General features: G+C 70.2%; 14 protein-coding genes. 7 read left to right on the top strand and 7 right to left on the bottom strand.

Annotated features, from left to right (window positions below; translation table 11 throughout):
* Nucleotides 1-37: 37 nt before the first annotated feature.
* Complete coding sequence (locus tag ON38_RS38175) at nt 38-361, bottom strand: SAM-dependent methyltransferase (protein WP_169333262.1); 324 nt, start codon at nt 359-361, stop codon at nt 38-40.
* A gap of 344 nt (nt 362-705) precedes the next feature.
* On the opposite strand from ON38_RS38175, the gene ON38_RS10365 reads away from it, so the two are divergent.
* The 5 genes from ON38_RS10365 (at nt 706) to ON38_RS10350 (ending at nt 5,371) form a co-directional block, all read left to right on the top strand.
* Nucleotides 706-1,980: a cytochrome P450 gene (locus ON38_RS10365; protein WP_039824342.1), complete on the top strand. Its 1,275-nt coding sequence runs from the start codon at nt 706-708 to the stop codon at nt 1,978-1,980.
* 157 nt (nt 1,981-2,137) lie between these two features.
* Nucleotides 2,138-2,284, top strand: a complete 147-nt coding sequence (locus ON38_RS34790; RefSeq protein WP_063814553.1) for a DUF1059 domain-containing protein — start codon at nt 2,138-2,140, stop codon at nt 2,282-2,284.
* A gap of 125 nt (nt 2,285-2,409) precedes the next feature.
* A complete protein-coding gene (locus ON38_RS10360; RefSeq protein WP_039824340.1) occupies nt 2,410-3,123 on the top strand; it encodes a 3'(2'),5'-bisphosphate nucleotidase CysQ in 714 nt (237 codons plus the stop codon).
* Between the two features lie 118 nt (nt 3,124-3,241).
* Complete coding sequence (locus ON38_RS10355) at nt 3,242-4,063, top strand: mycofactocin-coupled SDR family oxidoreductase (protein WP_039824339.1); 822 nt, start codon at nt 3,242-3,244, stop codon at nt 4,061-4,063.
* Between the two features lie 180 nt (nt 4,064-4,243).
* Entirely contained in the window at nt 4,244-5,371 is a 1,128-nt protein-coding gene (locus ON38_RS10350; protein ID WP_039824337.1) for an NDMA-dependent alcohol dehydrogenase, read from the top strand.
* 14 nt (nt 5,372-5,385) lie between these two features.
* Here the strand turns inward: ON38_RS10350 and ON38_RS10345 are convergent, their stop codons facing one another.
* Nucleotides 5,386-5,844 (bottom strand): MaoC family dehydratase, encoded by a 459-nt coding sequence (locus ON38_RS10345; RefSeq protein WP_039824335.1) that lies wholly within the window; start codon nt 5,842-5,844, stop codon nt 5,386-5,388.
* A 333-nt stretch (nt 5,845-6,177) separates the two neighbouring features.
* Between ON38_RS10345 and ON38_RS10340 the strand changes: the two genes are divergently transcribed.
* Complete coding sequence (locus ON38_RS10340; RefSeq protein ID WP_039824334.1) at nt 6,178-6,915, top strand: sulfite exporter TauE/SafE family protein; 738 nt, start codon at nt 6,178-6,180, stop codon at nt 6,913-6,915.
* A gap of 19 nt (nt 6,916-6,934) precedes the next feature.
* Here the strand turns inward: ON38_RS10340 and ON38_RS10335 are convergent, their stop codons facing one another.
* From ON38_RS10335 to ON38_RS10320, 4 genes are all read right to left on the bottom strand, one after another.
* Nucleotides 6,935-8,122: a zinc-dependent alcohol dehydrogenase gene (locus tag ON38_RS10335; protein ID WP_039824376.1), complete on the bottom strand. Its 1,188-nt coding sequence runs from the start codon at nt 8,120-8,122 to the stop codon at nt 6,935-6,937.
* 112 nt (nt 8,123-8,234) lie between these two features.
* The gene (locus tag ON38_RS10330; protein WP_039824332.1) at nt 8,235-10,238 is read right to left on the bottom strand and encodes a TerD family protein; all 2,004 of its coding nucleotides are present in this window, start codon (nt 10,236-10,238) and stop codon (nt 8,235-8,237) included.
* Between the two features lie 159 nt (nt 10,239-10,397).
* Entirely contained in the window at nt 10,398-11,468 is a 1,071-nt protein-coding gene (locus ON38_RS10325; RefSeq protein WP_039824330.1) for a DNA glycosylase AlkZ-like family protein, read from the bottom strand.
* A gap of 84 nt (nt 11,469-11,552) precedes the next feature.
* Nucleotides 11,553-13,076 (bottom strand): SDR family oxidoreductase, encoded by a 1,524-nt coding sequence (locus ON38_RS10320; protein WP_051164574.1) that lies wholly within the window; start codon nt 13,074-13,076, stop codon nt 11,553-11,555.
* A gap of 304 nt (nt 13,077-13,380) precedes the next feature.
* On the opposite strand from ON38_RS10320, the gene ON38_RS10315 reads away from it, so the two are divergent.
* The gene (locus ON38_RS10315) at nt 13,381-18,003 is read left to right on the top strand and encodes a cation-translocating P-type ATPase (protein WP_157181720.1); all 4,623 of its coding nucleotides are present in this window, start codon (nt 13,381-13,383) and stop codon (nt 18,001-18,003) included.
* 49 nt (nt 18,004-18,052) lie between these two features.
* Here the strand turns inward: ON38_RS10315 and ON38_RS10310 are convergent, their stop codons facing one another.
* Nucleotides 18,053-18,928 (bottom strand): DUF2382 domain-containing protein, encoded by an 876-nt coding sequence (locus tag ON38_RS10310; protein ID WP_039824329.1) that lies wholly within the window; start codon nt 18,926-18,928, stop codon nt 18,053-18,055.
* Nucleotides 18,929-19,502 lie beyond the last annotated feature (574 nt).

The following is a 19,502-nucleotide window of genomic DNA, read 5'->3' as shown; positions in this document are numbered from 1 at the left end:
AGGCAGCCGGTCCAGCCGAAGTATAAGGCAGTTCTCTTCATATGAGAATGCTATTTCCGCAGCGCTTCGGCGGCGATCGACCTGCGCCCGCGCGCCTCACCCGCCCCGGGTACCTCCACCGGGCCGGTCGCCGAAGGCTCGCCCTTACGCCCCACCCCGCCCGGGAGCAGGCGTTCCTCGGCCGTCCGCGGCGATCGCGACGGACCCGAGGGCCACCACTCGTCGACGGGAACGATCCCGGGCTCGACGCCCGCACACATCCCGCCACGATTCCCGCCGGATCCGCCGCGTCCTCGATGTGGTGCACCACCGCACCGAGGATCAGGGCCACCGGGCGCGTCCGGTCGAGATAGCGCCACACCGCCGAATCACGCCCCAGGATCCACGCCTACGATCCCCGCGAGATACCGGACCACCCGGCGCACCCAGGCCCGGTTGCGCCGGGCCACCTCCGACATTCCGCCGAAGCGCGAAAAACTTCTTTCGCTTCCGGTTTTCGGCTGCGCCCCCACCGGCCGGGCGGCCGGCGCACTGCGTTCGGCACCGTTCGGCGCACTCCGGCGACGAGGACACGGGAAAGCCTCCCGATTCACCGGAAGCAGCCGTCGGGAGCCGGGGGGCGCACTACAGTGTTCCTACCGGCGCGCGCTCGTCCCCGGCCTGCACCGCGTGCGGTACCCATGGTCTGCAGAGCTCGAGCCGCTCATGAATCCTGCCGACAGCGCCCCGGCCGCCACCCGCCGCTTCCACCGGCTCGATATCTCGGGACCGGAGTTCTGGGCCCGTGACTTCGCGGCCCGCGACGAGGTATTCGCCCGGTTGCGCGCCGAACCGGAACTCACCTGGCACGCCCCGGCACCCACCGTTTTCCCGCATGCCGAACCCGGTTTCTGGGCGGTGACCCGGCACCGCGATATCGCCTACATCAGCCGCCATCCCGAACTGTTCACCTCGAGCCTGGGTGTCAGCATGGACCCGATGCCGGTGGAGCTGCAGCGTCCGACGAGTTTCTTCCTCACCATGGATCCGCCCCGGCACACCCGGTACCGGCGCCTCATCAGCGCGGCGTTCACCCCGAAGCAGGTGCGGCGCATCGAATCCCAGATCCGGGCCAACGCCGCCGAAATTGTCGACGAGTTCCTCGCCGACCTGCACGGCGGGCAACCGGTGGACCTCGTGGACAGTCTCTCGCGCAAACTGCCCATGCGTACCGTCTCGGACATGATCGGCATCGACCGCGCCGATCGGGAGACCGTCGCCCATGCGGCCGAAGCGATGTTCGGCTCGAGCGACGAGGAATACGCGAGCCTCGAGGAACGGGCCGGGTTCTTCATGACCCAGTTCGCCATCCTGCACGGCACCGGAACCGAACTCGCCGCGCGCCGCCGCCGCAGCCCACGCGACGACCTGATGTCCGCGATCGTGGCCGCGGAGGTGGACGGCCATCGACTCACCGACGAAGAGATCGGCGCGTTCATGGTGCTGCTCGCCTCCGCGGGAAACGACACCACCAAACAGACCACCTCCCACGGGTTCAAGGCGCTGGTGGACCATCCCGCACAGCGGGAATGGCTGCTCGAGGACCCCGCGGCCCGGCTCGGCGGCGCCGTCGAGGAGTTCATCCGCTGGGCGACGCCGGTCGTTCATTTCGCGCGGCACGCGGTGACCGATACCGAGGTCGCCGGTACCCCGGTGCGGGCGGGCGAGAAACTGGTGCTCTTCTACTGTTCGGCCAATCGCGACGACGCCGCGCTCGAGGCGCCCCATATCTTCGACCTCACCCGCGACCAGAATCCACATTCCGGTTTCGGTGGCGGCGGGGCGCACTTCTGCCTGGGCGCCTGGCTGGCCAGAATGCAGTTGCGGCTACTGTTCCACGAACTACTGCCCCGGATCCCCGAGGTGGTGCTCGGCGACCCGGAGTACGTGCACAGCGATTTCGTCCACGGCATCAAACGGATGCCGGTCCGGCGCGCCTGATCAGACCTCGGGGTCCACCTGCGCGGCGACCTTGCCGAGATCGGTCGGGCTTCCGGCACAGCGCCGGGGATACCGGACGCCGCCGCCGATAGCCGTCGCCCCGGCCACCGGAGACGTACGCTGTTCCCGATCGTTGTACGCGAAGAAAGGAATTCCTGTGAAGACAAGGCTCAACTGCCCCTGTGGTGAACACCTGACCGGCGCCACCGAGGACGAACTGGTGGATGTGGTGCGTAAACATCTCACCGAGAACCACCCCGGCCACGACTACTCGCGCGACGAGATCCTGTTCATCGCCTACTGACCTGCCGCACCGGCGCCGGCCCGGGCCGGTGCTCCGCGGACCGGTCCGCGGAACCGGGTGAGCAGTGCACCGGACGCACCGTGGTATATGGATCTGGGCGGCATCGCTCGCCGGGAAGGATCCTCATGGACGACCACACACTCGCCGCGACACTGGCCGGCGAAGCCGGAGAGCTGCTGCTCGGCATCCGGGAACTCGGCGGCGCTGTCGGCGACCGGCGGTCCGACACCTTCCTGCTCGGGCGGCTGGCCGCCGAACGCCCGGCGGACGCCGTGCTCTCGGAGGAATCACCCGACGACGGCGACCGTGTCCGGCAGTCCCGGGTGTGGATCGTCGACCCGCTCGACGGCACCCGTGAATACGGTGAACCCGCGCGGACGGACTGGGCGGTGCACGTGGCGCTCGCGGTGGACGGAAAGCCCGCCGCGGGAGCGGTCGCGCTCCCGGCCGAGGGCGTGGTGCTGCACACCGGGCAGCCGCCGGTCCTCCCGCCGCCGCCACCGCCCGGGACCGTACGGGTCGCGCTGTCGCGCAGCCGCCCGTCCTTCGAGGTCCGGCGGTTGGTGGCCCGGCTGGGGGCGACCGAGGTCCCGATGGGCTCGGCCGGCGCCAAGGCAATGGCGGTGGTCCGGGGAACCGCCGATATCTACGCCCATTCGGGCGGACAGTACGAATGGGACTCCTGCGCACCGGTCGCGGTGGCGGCCGCGGCAGGATTGCACGTCTCCCGCCTCGACGGCACCCCCCTCGTCTACAACCGCCCCGATCCCTATCTCCCCGACCTGTTGATCTGCCGCCCGGAGCTGGCCGAACTGGCCCTGAAGGCGCTGTCGGAGTAACTCATCCGGGGCCCGGGCGTCCTGGTCCGGCCTGCCCGCCCGCGATTCGATGCGTGCAGAGCGCGCCCCGTACGGCACACAATGGTCGGATGTGTTCGCAACGACAGGAGAACGGCAAGTGAGCGGTCGACTATCCGGCAGAGTAGCTTTCGTCACCGGCGCGGCGCGCGGTCAGGGCCGGGCCCACGCGGTCCGGCTGGCGGCCGAGGGCGCCGATATCATCGCGGTGGACCTCTGCGGTCCACTTCCACCCGCGGTGCCCTACGACGCCGCCACTCCCGGCGATCTCGACGAAACCGTCCGCCTGGTCGAGGAAACGGGCCGCAAGATCGTCGCCGAAGCGGCCGATACCCGTGACCCGGCCGCCCTACGGGCCGTCGTCGACGCCGGGACGGCCGCGTTCGGCCGGCTCGATGTGATCGTCGCCAACGCCGGGATCTGCATCCCCGAACCGTGGGACGCCATCACCCCGGAGTCGTTCCAGGCGGTGCTCGACACCAATGTCATCGGCACCTGGAACACCGTGACGGCCGGTGCGCCCCGGATCATCGAGGGCGGGCGGGGCGGCTCGATCATCCTGATCAGTTCCGCCTCGGGCGTGGCGATGCAGCCGTTCATGGTGCACTACACCGCCAGCAAGCACGCGGTCACCGGCATGGCCCGCGCGCTGGCAGCCGAACTCGGCAAGCATTCGATCCGGGTCAACAGTGTCGCGCCCGGCCCGGTCGCCACGCCGATGGGTTCGGGGGACATGGTCGGCGCGCTCACCCGGGCCGCGCAGACCAACGAGCTCCTCGCGCGGATGAACACTCCCCTGCTGCCGGACGGCATCGCCCAGCCCGAGGACATCGCCGACGCGGTGTGCTGGCTGGCGAGCGATGAATCCCGGTTCGTCACCGCCGGCAGTATCTCGGTCGACCTGGGCGCGGCGCAGTACTGAACTTCCGGTTCACGGCTCACCGCCCACCTGCGTTCACGGCGTCATGCGCGGTGGCCGTGGTCCCGGCAGAACACCTTCCCGGAAAATTCGATATAACACTTTCCGAGAACGTCATTATCAGGCAACCTGGGTACTGCCGCGAACCCACGCGCGACGCCGCCACGACAGTAAGGGAAGCCGATGAAATCCAAGGGTGCATTGATCTGGGATTACGCGCAGCCGTGGTCGGTCGAGGAGATCGAGATCGGCGACCCCCAGTACGGCGAGGTGAAGGTACGGGTCGAGACCGCCGGGCTGTGCCAGTTCGATCAGCGTCTGGCCAGCGGTGACGTGCCCACCGCCGAGTTCCCGATTCTGGGCGGGCACGAGGGTGCGGGAGTGATCATCGAGGTCGGCGCGGGGGTGGAACAGCTGACGGTGGGTGATCATGTCGTCTTCTCCTTCATTCCGGCCTGTGGAATGTGCCAATCCTGCCTATCCGGTCATCACAATCTGTGCGATCGAGGCCAGAATCTGCTCACCCGGGGAGCGGTGTCCGATGGCACCTTCCGCATCCGCGCCCGCGACCGCGATGTGCACCCCACCTCGCTGATCGGCGCCTTCGCCCCCTACGCCGTGGTACACAAGAGCTCGGTGGTCAAGATCGATCCGTCGATCCCCTTCGATATCGCCTGCCTCGCCAGTTGCAGCGTCACCACCGGATACGGCGCCGTGGTGAATACCGCCACGGTCCGCCCCGGGGCGGATGTGGCGGTGGTCGGGGCGGGCGCGGTCGGCTCCGCGGCGATCCAGGCGGCGGTCATCTCCGGCGCCCGGCGCATCTTCGCGGTGGACCCCATCGAATCGAAACGCGCGCAGGCCGCGAAATTCGGCGCCACCCACATCTACCCGACCATCGACAGCGCGATCGGCGGAATCGAGGAAGTAACCGGCGGCCAGATGTGCCGGACGGTGATCGTCGCGGTCGGGCGGTGCGACGGCCACGATCTGGCGAAATGGATGCGGATCACCGCCAAGGGCGGCAGTTGCGTCCTCGCCGCCACCGGCGATGCCGCGGAGACCAATCCGCGCATGAACCTGTCGGCCCTCACCTTCCAGCAGAAGAGTCTGTGCGGCACACTGTTCGGTGGCGGAAACCCGCAGCTCCTCATTCCCGAGGTGCTCGCGCTCTACAAACTGGGCGACCTCGGACTCGGCGATATGGTCACTCGCGAATACACCCTCGAGCAGATCAACGAGGGAGTCGCCGATATGCTCGAGGGCCGCAATATCCGCGGAATCATCCGCTTCACCGACGCGGACCGCTGAGCCGCGGGGCCGGGTCAGAACACGACCCGGCTCACCGCCTCCGCGATCAGCGCCGGCTTGGATCCACCGTCGATCTCCACCGTGTGCTGCACGACCAATTGCAGCGCGCCCCCGGATACTTCGGTCGCGTCGGCCAGCACGGCCGTGGACCGCACCTTCGCGCCCACCGGCACCGGGCTGGGAAACCGGACCTTGTTCGAGCCGTAGTTGATGCCCAGCTTCGCGTTCGCGAAGCCGAAGATCTGGGAACCGAGCAGCGGCAGCAGCGACAGCGTCAGGTAGCCGTGCGCGACGGGCCCGCCGAACGGACTCTCTCGTTTCGCGCGCTCGGGGTCGACATGGATCCACTGATGATCTCCGGTGGCCTCGGCGAATTGGTCGACCATCCGCTGGGTGACCTCCACCCAGTCGCTCGTGCCCAGGGTCTCCCCCACCGCGGCGAGAACCTCGTCCTTGCCGGTGAATGTGCGCACAGTCTGTCTCCTCGGGTCCGTGCCGCGTCGTCGCGACATCACCTGGTCCCTAATAGGTATTCCGCACTTCGGTCACGAGTTCAACCCCTCGATGAGACATTTTCTCGATTCGTCGCAAATACCGCGGTGGTGAGGCCACGGCCCGGCACAGCGCCCTGGCGGCGCGGCCCCGCGAAACGGTAACCCGTACGACCGTTATGCTGCGGCAGATCGTCCCGGCACGATCCGGCAACGGCGCCGGGACGGCCGGCGCACCGTGATGTGCGACCGGCCGCCCACTCCCGACCTCGGCGGCGGCGCCCCGCCGGCACCAGTTCCAGAGGAGATCCGCCTTTGACCGTGCTCACCTTCTGCCTCGTCACGGTCGCCGGATTCTTCGCCGGGCTCGTCGGCTATGTGACCGGTATCGCCTCGTTGATCTCCTATCCTGCCCTGCTCGCCGCGGGCCTCTCGCCGGTCTCGGCCAATGTCACCAATACCGTCGCCATGGTCGCCGTCGGGGTCGGCTCCACCGCGAAGGCGGGTGCGTCGGTCAACGACGATTCCCGCGCGCTGCTTGTCCACGCCGGCTGCGCCGCCCTCGGCGGGCTCGGCGGCGCCGTCCTGCTGCTCACCACCTCGGCGGAGGTCTTCGCCGCCGTAGTACCCTTCCTCATCGCCATGGCCTCGGCGAGCCTGCTGCTACAGCCCAAACTGCGCGAACTCGCCGGCGGCCGGACCTTCCCCCGCCTGTACCCGCTCGCCACCGCTGTCGTGGCCCTCTACGGCGGCTACTTCGGCGCCGGGGTCGGGGTCATGTTCCTCGCGCTGATCCTGGTGTGCACCTCGGAGACCATCTGGCGGGCCAGTGTGCTCAAGAGCGTGCTGACCGGTGTCGCCAACCTCGTCGCAGCGATCGGGTTCGCCGTCTTCGGGCCGGTGCACTGGCTCGCCGCGGTGGCCATGGGCCTGGGCGCGTTCGCCGGCGGATGGTACGGACCACCGCTGGTCGCCCGGCTGCCGCCCACCGCGATGCGCATCGGTGTCGCCCTCCTTGGGTTCGGGCTCGCCGGCTACCTGGCGATCGCCTGACCGGCCGGCCGGACCCCGCTCACGCGGCGGGATCGAGCACCACTTTGACCGCGCCGTCCTGCTTGGCCTGGAACATCTGATACGCCTGCGGCGCCGACGACAACGGCATCCGGTGGGTGGCGAACGAATCCACCCCCAGCGGATCGCTGTCGTCGAGCAGCGGCAGGATGTCGTCGGCCCAGCGCTTCACATTCGCCTGGCCCATCCGCAATTGGATCTGTTTGTCGAACAGGGTGCGCATCGGCATCGGGTCCACCGTCCCGCCGTAGACGCCGATGATCGAAATGGTGCCTCCACGCCGGACGATATCGATCGCGGTGTGCAGCGCCGCGAGCCGGTCCACGCTCATGGTGTCCATCGCGGGCCGCGCCACCCGGGCCGGCAGATACGACACCGCCCGCTGCGCCGTGGCCGCCAGCGGCGACCCGTGTGCCTCCATCCCGACCGCCTCGATCACCGCATCGGTGCCGCGACCTTCGGTACGGTCGCGGATGGCATCGGCCAGTCCGTCCCCCACCGCGCGCAGATCGATGGTTTCGATCCCGCGCGCGGCGACGCGGTCCAGCCGCTCCGGAACCAGGTCCACGCCGATCACCCGCAGCCCGCGATGGTGAGCGACCCGCGCGGCCATATCGCCGATCGGCCCCAGCCCCAGCACCGTCACCGATCCGCCGTCGGGAACCGCCGCGTACTCCACGGCCTGCCAGGCGGTCGGCAGCACATCGGACAGGAACAGATACCGCGTATCGTCCGCGTCCTCGGGCACCCGGATATGGGTGAAATCCGCGTGCGGTACCCGCAGGTACTCGGCCTGACCGCCGGGCACCTGGCCGTACAGCTTCGAGTAGCCGAACAGCGCCGCCCCACAGCCCTGATCGCGGACCTGGGTGGTCTCGCACTGGGTCATCAGACCCTGCCGGCACATCTCGCATTCGCCGCAGCTGATCTGGAACGGCACCACGACCCGGTCGCCCACCGACAGGTTGCGCACCCCGGGCCCCACCTCTTCCACGATGCCCATCGGCTCGTGACCCAGCACATCGCCCGGGCTCATGTACGCACCGAGCAGCTCGTACAGGTGCAGATCCGAACCGCAGATCGCCGTGGAGGTCACCCGGACGACCGCGTCGCCCGGCTCCCGGATCCCCGGATCCGGTACCTCCTCGACCGATACATCCCGCCTGCCCTGCCAGGTCACTGCCTTCATCTCCGCCACCTCCGGACTCGAGTACCGGCCCCGGCGGGGCGAGTGGGCCGCGACTGCCGGGGCCGTTCCGTCGGCGGCTACCCGCGGTCTCCCGGGACAAACCGGCCCCACCTCACCCGCCGACGGCTCCGGCCGCCGCGGGCAGCAACGGCTCGGCCTGTTTCGGAGCGGCAGGGGTCCACTCCCGAAGTGGCTGCACGACCCGGCCGTAGAAGCCATCGACCGAGGAGGTCACGCTGGATATGAAACTTGCCGCGGTTCCGGAGCGGCGGCTTCCCATCGGGAAGCCCTGTTCGAGTGTGAAGGAGACGATCTCACCGGCCCGGCCGCTGGTCAGTACCCTGGGCTCCGCGCGCACCGTGTCGAGGTGTTCACAGGTGGTCTGGCCGCGTTCGGAGAACTCCGCCTCGACCTGAACCGACCCCGGCGCCTCCTCGAGCTGTTTGAGCAGCCACGACAGCCGACGGGACGATGTCCCCTCACCGGGTGCCGCCACCGAGATACGGCAACGGATCCTGTTCGTCCGGACGTCGGCGACGACCACGAGATCACCGGCCGTCTCCGGTATCCGGAGCACAGCTTCGAAGATGCCGTCGGTGGCCAGCCGCTCCGCTACCGCCGCGTTCCGGGCTACCGGATCGGCGGCGTGCCGCCGCGGCAGCATGTGCTTCACCGTGACACCGAGTTCTGCGGTCAGACGCAGGGCCAGGTGACGCGACAGCGACACCCACCGCTCGGCCACCGCGGCCGCCTTCTGGTCACCACCTCGCAGGGTGCCCGAGGTGACCGCATCGCGCACCGCGACCCAGTGCCGCCCCATATCCACGAATTCCGTCGCCCCGGAACGGGGATGGTCGAGATAGCGCAGGAATTCGCCGAGCAGCCAGGCCTGCAAGGGATCCTCGACACCACCGTGCGCCAGCAGGCGACGTGCCTCGTGCGAGACCTCGGCCCAGGACAGATGACGCAGCGCGACCTTGGTCAGCTTGCGACGGTCGACCTGCACCGGCAGTTCCCCGGCAGCAGCGGGAATGTCGTTGGACAGGCTGATCACCGCGTCGTACTTCTTCTTACGCGCCACGTCGAGATAGCTTTCCAGCTGTTCTCGCCGCAGCTTTCCGTTTCCGGTCTTGACCTCCAGCAGGCCGGTCCACAGCCGGCCACCACGGGCCACCCGGAACACGGCGTCCGGGACAACCCTTCCGTCACCACGGTCGTACTGGACTTCGAAATATCCCTCGAATGTTCCTGCCGGAGCCCCGACTCGCGCGCACAACGCCCGGGCGAACGGCCGGACCGCCTGCATGGTGGCGACCAACGCCGACGTAGCCCGGCGTTCCTGCTCCTCGCCGGCGCCGACTCCGGCCACCGAGAACAATCGCGCCGGTTGCCATGACTCGTTCTCCGCCAATACGAACTCGATCGGTTTGCTCGTCCGCACCGCACGCTTCGCCGTGCGCACACCGCGACGCTCGGGCCGCGAGGGCGGGACCACGGTTGCCCCCACATCGTCGGCAGGGGCATCGGAGACAGCCGGCACCGGCTGCGGCAGATCGGTCGGCGTCTTCGATTCCTCCACGGTGCCGTCGTCGACGGAGACTCCGAAACCCGTCGCCAGGCCGCCCAGTCCCGAATCCCAGCCCTGCCCGACCGCGCGAACCTTCCACACATCCCCCCGGCGGTATACCTCACCGAAGACGAACGCCGATTCGTTCACGGCGTCGGCGGTCACGTATTCGGCCAGCAGATGCCCTGCCGTATCGACCACCCGGAATGTGAGCTTGCCGAGGTCTCCGAATGTGCCCGCGACGAGGCTTCCGGCCAACGCGACCGTCTGCACCTCGGCAGGTACGGCCGAGAGGTCGAGTGCGATCCGGGCCTGCGCCCCTTCCTCGGTCGCACTGGCGCCCAGGAACCGGACCGATCCGTCCGGAGATTCCGGCTGGTTGTAGAACACGAAGTCCGCATCCGATCGCACCTTTCCGGCCGGGTCCAGCAACAGCGCGGAGGCATCGACTTCCACTTCCGATTCCGTCCAACCGAGCACCACATCCACCTGCGCCACATCACCTGGCAGCTGCAGGTTCTGTCCCTTGGACAGCAACGGAGACGTCACGACCCCACCTCGATCCGATTCAAACGTGTTATGTGTCACTCACAGATCGAGACGGGCAGTACCTCCGTTACGGCGGATCTGTCCGAAAAGCGCGGTTGCACATACATTCCCGCGCAACTCGCGGGGCGACGCCTCTGGCGGGCGCCACGCTCGTACGGCTCAATTCGGACCCAGAAAACTGTGCAGCCGGTCGATTTCCGCGTCCAGGGCGGTGGCGAAGGCCCGGCCCTTCGGGGCACCGTCCACGTATCCGACCTCGACCGCACTGCCCGGGCCCGCGCAATTCGCCCAGCCGATCACGCGGTCGCGCCACAGCATCGGCATCGCGTAGTACCCGCGGACCCGCTGGGCGACGGGGGTGTAGGCCTCGAACCGATAGTCCCAGCCCCAGATCCGGCCGAAACGCTTCCGGTCCCATACGAGGGGGTCGAAGGGCGCCAGGAATCGGACCCGGGCCTGTGGCGCGCGGTCGGCGGGCTGGAGATCGGACGGCCACAGGTAGCGGACTCCGTCGACGGTCAGGGCGGACAGTTCGCCGGTGGCCAGAAGCTCGCGGATGGTCGCCGAACCGGTGGCGCCGCCGATCGGCCGGACAATGCGATTGACCGTGGCGGAAAGGGTCGATTCCGTGGCCGGGGCCAGGGTGCGCGCCACCCGCAGCGCCAGGACCCGGCGGCGCTCGGCGGGCTCCAGCACGACCGCCGGCGGCTCGGCGATCTCGTAACGCCGGATCCCGGATACGCGGTCGGCCACCCGCAGCAACCCGTAACGATGGAGTTCCTCCAGGGCGACCGTGGTGGCCGATGAGGTGCCGCCCCATGCGTTGACCACGCCGCGATGCCCGAAATGCGCTTGCAACTCGCGCGGATGCACCACGCCGCGCTCCCGGACGAAGTCCAGGACCGCCGCCGATCGCCCGTCGTGCGGGAATGCGCCGTCGGTACCCCGCGGATGGTGGCGGGGATGCAGGTACGGACGCAGCCGGGGCACGGTGTAGCCGTACGCGTACAGGAGGTCCTCGTCGATCCCGAGCGACCGGTAGTCACGGTCGAGATCACCCGCCCGATAGCCGCGCACCCGGTGCCGCAGGATCAGGTCCTGGGCCCGGGCGGGTGAACGGATTGGGTCGGCCTGCACGAACTCCAGTTCGGTCAGGGCCTCGGCGAGTGAGCCCGGACTGCGCGGCAGTGACCAGGCGACGGCGTGGGAACGCAACCATGCCAGCGACATGGGCCCGAGGGTAACGGCGGCCTCCGACACGGTACCGCGCCGCCCGCGCGCACCGGCTCCGAAAATGCTGCTGAGCAGCAGAATTCAGCGCGCGCTGCGGCCCAGAAGACGCAGCGGACCCGGCGTCCTCGGACGAGCGGACCCGCCGCGACCACCGTCGGCCTGCTCCGCTGCGCCGGTGATGTTGCGGGCCATCCCGCCGAATACCAGGGCGTGGAAGGGCACGATCGACTTCCAGTACAGATGCCCGGCGAGCCCGTGCGGCTCGAAGACGGCACGCTGCCGGTAGATCGCGCCGGCACGCCCGTCGCCGGGCCGGACCTCCAACTCGAGCCAGGCGCGTCCCGGAACCCGCATTTCCGCCCGCAGGCGCAGCAGGGTGGGTCGTTCTATCCGCTCCACCCGCCACCAGTCCAGCGCCTCCCCTTCGTGGAGCCGGTGCGGATCGCGCCGGCCCCGGCGCAGTCCGACACCCCCGGCGAGACGGTCCAGCCAGCCGCGCAGCGACCAGGCCAGGGGGAAGGAGTACCAGCCGTGCTCCCCGCCGATCGATTCGATCACCGTCCACAGCGCGGCCGGATCCGCGCTCGTCGAACGCTCCCGCAGATCCTGGTAGAGGGACCCGCCCGACCATGCCGGATCGGTGGGCAACGGCTCGGAGGGCTCGGGGCCGGCATCCGACCAGCGGGTCGGCACATCCAGATCCCGGATCCGGGTCAGCGCCAGCTCCACGGCGCGCCGGACCCCGGTGAGACCACCGTCGGGGTCGCGGATATGTGCGGCGATCTCGTGCTCGGCACAGACGACATCATTGACCAGGGATTCCATCAGGGGGACGGCGATCGCCCTGGGCACCGGTGTCACCAGGTTCACCCACTGTGCCGACAGCCACGGCGTGAGCACGGGCACCGGCACGATCACCCGCCGCGGTAGCCCGGCGACCTCGGCGTATACCCGCATCATCTGCTCGTAGGTGAGGACGTCCGGGCCCCCGATATCGAATGCGCCGGTCACGGTGGGCGGGACTGCCGCCGCCCGGGTGAGGTAGTACAGCACGTCCCGGACGGCGATCGGCTGGATCCGCGACCGAACCCAGCGCGGGGTGACCATCGCGGGCAGACGTTCGGTGAGGTAGCGCAGCATTTCGAAACTGGCCGAACCCGAACCGATCACCACCGCCGCGCGGAACACCAGCGCGGGGACGGCACCGTCGAGCAGGATCCGGCCGACTTCGGCGCGCGAGGACAGATGCCGGGACAGGTCCTGGCCGGCGGGCGCGATCCCGCCGAGGTAGACGATCCGGCCGAGTCCGGCCGCCGCGGCCTCGCGGGCGACGATGGTCGCGGCGTCGCGGTCGACGGTGTCGAAATCCGAGCGGGTCAGTGAGTGCACGAGGTAGTACAGGACCTCTTGGTCCGCCAGCGCGGCGCGCACGTCCGCGGCGACCGTGACATCACCGCGCACGATCTCCACCCGGTCGTGCCACGGCGCGTCGGTGAGTTTACCCGGAGTCCGCGCGAGCACCCGGACGGTGTGACCGGCGCGCAGGAGTTCCGGTACCAGGCGCCCACCGAGGTAACCGGTGGCTCCGAACACCACACAGCGCATGAGACTCCTTCGTCGAGGTCTGCCCGCGACAGCGGCCCGGCGATCGCCGCTACTGGGCGCTCACCGCGGCCGCCGGTCTCGTGGTCCGCGCCGTGCCCTGCCGGGTGGGCGTGTCCTGCGCACCGCACCCTTTGCAGGCTAGCCCGGAAGCGGCACCGCGGACATGCGACACCACTGGCGGGCACCGGCTCGCACTCGGGCCGACCCTCGCGACGACGCCCCGAGCGGCGGATATGCCGCTCGGCGGCGTTTGACCGGGCCCGCGCAGGGTAGGCGCTCCCCTATGGGTCCCTCTGTGCGAAGCATGCTGTCTCCCCGCTTGTTGACCGCTCCGGTTTCCACCGCGGCAGCCGTGGTGCGCACCGGAACGGGCCGCGCCGTCGACACCGGCGTCCGGGCGGTCGAGGTGCCGTGGCGCGCGGCGGAGAAAGTCGTCACGACGGTCGCGTCCGGCCTGTCGACGCTCGAATCCGACGAGTCGGCGAGCCTGCGCGACGATCTGGCGGCGCTGATCGACCCGCGTGACCGGCGCGCCCAGCGCCGGATCGAGGTGACCGAGGACCACGCGACCATCGAGGTGCGCGGCCTGGACAACGGTCAGGGCTCGGCGGTGAACCGCTCGCTCGAACAGCACCTCGGCCGGCTGCGCGGAGTGGAATGGTGGCGGGTCAACGCGGTCACCGGCCGGCTCGTCACCGCGCTGTCCAGCGGCGCCGATCTGGAGAAGCTGCTGGCGGCGGTGGAAGCGGTCGAAGAGGAATCCGATGTCGCCGATACCGGCTGGAGTCGCGCCGACGAATTCCCGGCCGACCGCGAACCGGTCCTGGCCGCGGCCATCGAGGTGGCCGGTGATGTGTGCGCCATCGCGGTATCGGCGGTGGGCGCGGTGCCTCCGCTGCGCGGACTGATGCGCGGCGTGCGCGCGGTGGCGGCGTTCACCGACGCCCAGCCCCGGCTGCGCACACACCTCGAGCAGCGGCTGGGCAGCGCCCGCACCGATATGGTGCTCGCCATCGCCAACGCCGCGGGGTCCGCCCTGGGCGAGGGCGCTGCCGGCGGAGTCACCAACCTGCTGGCCGATACGGTCCAGCGCGGATTCATCCTGACCGAGGCGCTGGCCCGGCGCGGGCAGTGGCAGCAATGGGAGACCGATATCGTCGATGCCGAGCACTTCGGGGTCGCCGAACCGCTCCCGTCCTACACCCGGCCCGCCGATATGCCGCGGGGGCCGGTCGAACGGGTCGCCGACGAGACGGCGGCCGCGTCCCTGGCGGGTGCCGCCACTCTGGCGGGCCTGGGCCGTATCGGTGACGTACCGGACGCCCTGATGCTGGGCGCGCCGAAAACCGCGCGCGCCGGACGGGAAGTATTCGCCGCGACGGTGTCCACCGCCCTCGCCGGGGCCGGCGTGCTCACCCTGCACCCCGCGGCGTGGCGGCGGCTCGACCGGCTCACCGCCCTGGTCGTCGACGGCGAAGCGCTGGCCACGTCCGGGCGTGTGGTGCTGGAGGTGGCGACGACCGACGACGGCTGGCCGGCGGCGCGGGTCTGGAGCACGGCGCAACGGCTGTTGTGGTCGGCCCCCGACGAGGTGGGTCCCGGAGGCAGGAAGGCAGTGCGGCTGGTGCGCCCCGAGTCGGGCGCCCCCGACCGCGGGGCCACCACCCGCCCGGTCTGGCGGGAACTGCGCGAGGGTGAGCGGATACTCGGCCGAGTGCTGGTCGGGCGGGAACTCGACCCGCGGGCACACGATGTCCTCGGCACAGCCCGGCGGGCCGGATTGCGGGTGGTGCTCGCCGGCCATCGCGATGCCGGCGAACTCCGCAGTCTCGCCGACGAATTCGTGAACGCCCAGGGATCGCTCAGCTCACACGTCCACCGGCTCCAGAAACAAGGGCATGTGGTCGCGGTACTGGCCACCCGCGCGCACAAGGCACTGGACCGGGCCGATGTGGCGATCGGCATCGTCGGCTGTGAAGGCGGCGGTATCCATGTGCCCTGGTCGGCCGATCTGCTGTGCCGGGACCTGGGCCAGGTGCAACGCACCCTCGGGGTGGTAGGGCCCGCCCGGCAGGTCAGCGAACGCGGCCGCACCCTGGCGCTGTCGGCGTGCAGTCTGACCGGGTTGCTGCTCGCGGCCTCGCCCGCGACCCGCTCCCGGACCGCACCCATGATCGCGGCGAATTTCGCCGGCCTGTTCAACGGGGCGGTATCCGGTGCGCGCGCGGTCCGGGCCCGCCCGTCCGCGGAGCACGCGCCCCAGCTGCCCTGGCACGCCCTGGAACCGGACGAGGTGCTGGCCCGGCTCCCGGAACCGGCACCGGTGGCCGAACGTGCGACCGCCGAACCCGCGGACCGTGGCGTGGTCGCGGCCCGGATGTCCTCGCTCACCGACTTTCTCGGCCATATGCGCCGGGAGCTGGCCGATCCGCTGACCCCGATCCTCGGTGTCGGCGCCGCGGCGACCGCGATCCTCGGCTCCCCCTCCGACGCGGTCCTGCTGTCGTCGGTGCTCACCGTGAACGCGATGATCTCCGCGCGCCAGCGCCAGGCCGCGGAGAACGAGTTGTTCGACCTCATCGAGGGCGAGCGGCTGGCCGGGCGGGTGATCGACCGCGCCGAGATCGACGCCGAGGATCCCGCCGTCACGGAGGTGCCCGCCGACAGCCTCCAGATCGGCGATGTGTTCACGATCCGCGCCGGTGAGGTGGTGCCCGCCGATGCCCGTCTGTTGCGCGCCGAGGACCTCGAAATGGACGAGTCCGGGCTCACCGGGGAGTCGGTCACGGTACCCAAGCAGGTCGAGGCCACGCCGGGGGCGGCGCTCGGCGATCGCGCCTGCCTCGTGTTCGAGGGCACGACGGTGGTGAGCGGGTCGGCGGTGGCCGTGGTCGTCGCGGTCGGCGCCGATACGCAGGCCGGCCGCGCCACCGCGGGGGCGGTACCGCCGGAGAAGGGCGGGGTCCAGGCCCAGTTGCGGGCCCTCACCGACCGCGCGCTACCGCTCACCCTCACCGGCGGCGCGATCGTGACCGCGCTCGGAGGTCTGCGCGGCCGCACCCTGCGGGCGGCGATCGCCGACGGAGTGGGTGTCGCGGTCGCGGCGGTGCCCGAAGGGCTCCCGCTGGTCGCCACGGTGGCGCAGCTCGCCGCGGCGCGGCGGCTGTCCCGCTACGGCGTGCTGGTCCGCGCCAACCGCGCGGTCGAAGCCCTGGGCCGGGTGGACACCCTGTGCTTCGACAAAACCGGCACCCTCACCGAGGGACGGTTGCGGCTGACCGCGCTCGCCGATCTGGACGAGCAGTGGGAACCCGGCAGCGACAGCGACGCCGCCCGGCGGCTGCTGCGGGCCGCGGCGCGCGCCTGCCCGGACCCGGACAACGGACCGGTGCTGCACGCCACGGACCGGGCCGTCCTGGACGCCGCCGAGATCCTGGGCGAGGACGCGCACCGGTGGGATCCGATCGACGAGATACCGTTCGAATCCAACCGGGGGTACGCGGCGGCATTCGGGCGGACCGCGCACAAACTGCGCCTGGTCGTCAAGGGTGCGCCCGAGGTCGTGCTACCCCGGTGCACCCGGGTCCGCGGTGGCGCGTCCGGTAAGACGGATCGCGCGTTATCCGACGGACAGCGGGAGCGGGCCGAGGCCACGGTGCACGACCTCGCGGAACAGGGTCTGCGGGTGCTGGTGGTCGCCCGGCGTGACCTGTCCGGTCCGCCCGATGATGTCGAGGACGTGGTGGAGGGGCTGACCCTGATGGGATTCCTCGGCATCGCCGATACGCCGCGGCCGCAGACTCCGTATCTGGTCCGCGCGCTCGAGGACAACGGTGTCGGGGTCCGGATGATCACCGGCGACCATCCGGTTACGGCGGCGGCCGTCGCGCGCCGGCTGGGTATCACGGTCGACACCGTCACCACCGGCGCCGACCTCGACGAACTCGATGACACCGCGCAGACCGAACTCATCGAACGCAGCACCGTGTTCGCTCGCGTCGATCCCGAGCAGAAGGTGCGCATCGTGGCCGCCCTGCGCCGGACCGGGCATGTCGTGGGCATGACCGGCGACGGCAGCAACGACGCCGCGGCGATCCGCACCGCCGATATCGGGATCGGTATCGCCGCACACGGTTCGGCCGCCGCCCGCAACGCCGCCGATCTGGTCCTCACCGAACCGGATCCGCGGGCGCTGCTGCATGCGCTGGTCGAGGGCCGGAGCATGTGGCAGCGGGTGGCCGACGCGGTGGCAGTCCTGGTGGGCGGTAACGCCGGTGAGGTCGCGTTCACGTTGTTCGGTACCGCGGTGGGGGGTCGCGCCCCGCTGGGAACCCGCCAGTTCCTGCTGGTGAACCTGCTGACCGATATGTTCCCCGCCCTCGCGCTCGCACTGGCCGGTGATCAGGAGACCCCCGAACCCGACGACGACTGGGTCGCCCAGCGCGCGGGCCAGCTCGCCGCGATCCCCCCGGCCAGCCTCGGCGCCGACCTGTTGCGCACCATCGGGGTCCGCGGGGTCGCGACCGCCACCGGCGCCTCGGTCGCCTGGATGGCCGGTCGCTACACCGGCACCCAGCGGCGAGCGGACACCATCGGCCTGGTGGCACTGATCGGCACCCAACTCGGTCAGACCCTGGTGGCGGGCTACCGCAGCCCGCTGGTCTGGCTCACCACCGCCGCCAGTGGCGCGGTATTGGGAGTGATCGTGATGACGCCCGGTCTCGGCGCGTACTTCGGCTGCACACCGCTGGGGCCGGTCGGGTGGACCATCGCGAACACCTCCGCGCTGGCCGCGACCGCGGGCGCGACGGTGCTGCCACGGCTGCTGCCCGGTGTGGAACAGGACGGGCAGGTCGATTCGGCCCCGGCCCCACTCGAACTCGAGGAGTCCCCGGACCGGGCGGAGGCACCGGCCGGCCGGTCCTGACAGCGCGAACCGGTGGGCCCGGGTATTCCGGACCCACCGGCGGTCACGGTCAGCGGAGTTCGTCGTCGCGGTCGAGCCCCTCGATCTCGATCCGCTCCTTGCGGACCGTCTCGGTGACCGTCTGCTCGTCCTCGACCCGATCGACGACCAGCCGGATCCGTTCGACCGGGACCATCTCCTTCTCCACGGTCACCCGGTCCGCGTGCAGCGTGACCTCCTGCTCCTGATCACCGAAGTCGGCCGGCAGTGCCGAGACATCGGTGATCGGTTCGCGCTCGATCCGGATTTCTTCGTGACCGGTCGGCACGGTGATCGTCTGCTCTTCGCTCACCACGTACTTGCGCAGGCGAGCGTGCCCCGACACCTCCTGACGGGTGCCTATGTTCAGCCGCTCCTCCGAGCGCACGACGAAGTCGGGGCGCCGGGTATCGCCTCTGTCGGGTGCGGCCGCGGTGGGGGCGACCCGGCCGGTGGTCCCCCCATTCCCCGCGACCCGGCCGGTGGTCCCCGCATTCCCCGCGACCCGGCCGGTGGTCGCCGTGTTTGCGGCCGCACGAGCCTCGCCGCGGGTAGGTGGGCCGGCGTGCCGCCCGTAGTCCTCCCAGCCGGACCGGTTCGGGTCGACGCCGTAGTGGACGAACAGATCGTTCTCGGAATCCTGGGTGATCAGGCCGTCGTGCGCGAGATGCGGGGCCGTTTTCACCGCTTCCTTGTGCACTCGTACCTGGAGTTCGGCGGGGTCCTTTCGCAACTGGGCACCGGCGAGCGGTACGAGAGAGTCCTCACTGAACAGGCCGGTACTGACCGATGCCCATGTCGGCGCGCCGGACGCATTGTCGACATAGACCCGTTTGACCTTTCCGATCTTGGCGCCGCCGAGATCGTAGACTGCGTCGCCGATCAGATCTTCCACATGTTGAGCCATGGCATTCTTCCTCGATTCTCGTCCGATACGTGGCCGGCGAACCGAGTCGCGCGGTCGCGACCGGAGTCCGGCCCGGTCGGTTTCCGGCTCGTGGCCGGCTACGACGTTGCCGCTCGGTGTGCCCGTCGATCCCGGTTGTGTGGATCGGGAGCGGCGCCGCACCTACCTGTAGCCGGCGGCATTTCGCCTGCGCGAATCCGTTCGGCTACATACCGGCAACTACCCGGGAAGTCTCTGGTCAAACTGGCTCGCCCAGATGAAACGACGAATCTCCTGACCGTTTTCGCAAAGATCGGGCAATCACCCCGATTCGCGCCCACCGCACCTACGCTGCCCCGGGTCGCGGCGATCTGGCGAACCCGTGCCCCGGAATGTCCGCACCGGCCGACGGCCCGGTACGAGTAGCTCGGCGGTGGAAAGTCGGCGGCCCGTTCCCCGCGGACAGCCGGCCCCGACGACGACCGGCAGGCGTACGACACAGTGGTCGGTCGCCCTCGTTCACGGCCCGTGCGGACGCGGCCGGCCGATTCGCGGCGACGCGTCGACGGCCACGGCTCGACCGACCGGCCCGTAC

This window comes from Nocardia testacea NBRC 100365 (assembly GCF_000308775.1).
In the GTDB taxonomy this organism is placed as follows: domain Bacteria; phylum Actinomycetota; class Actinomycetes; order Mycobacteriales; family Mycobacteriaceae; genus Nocardia; species Nocardia testacea.
Note: the sequence above shows the minus strand (reverse complement) of the source record. Positions and strands in the feature narration are given on the sequence as shown.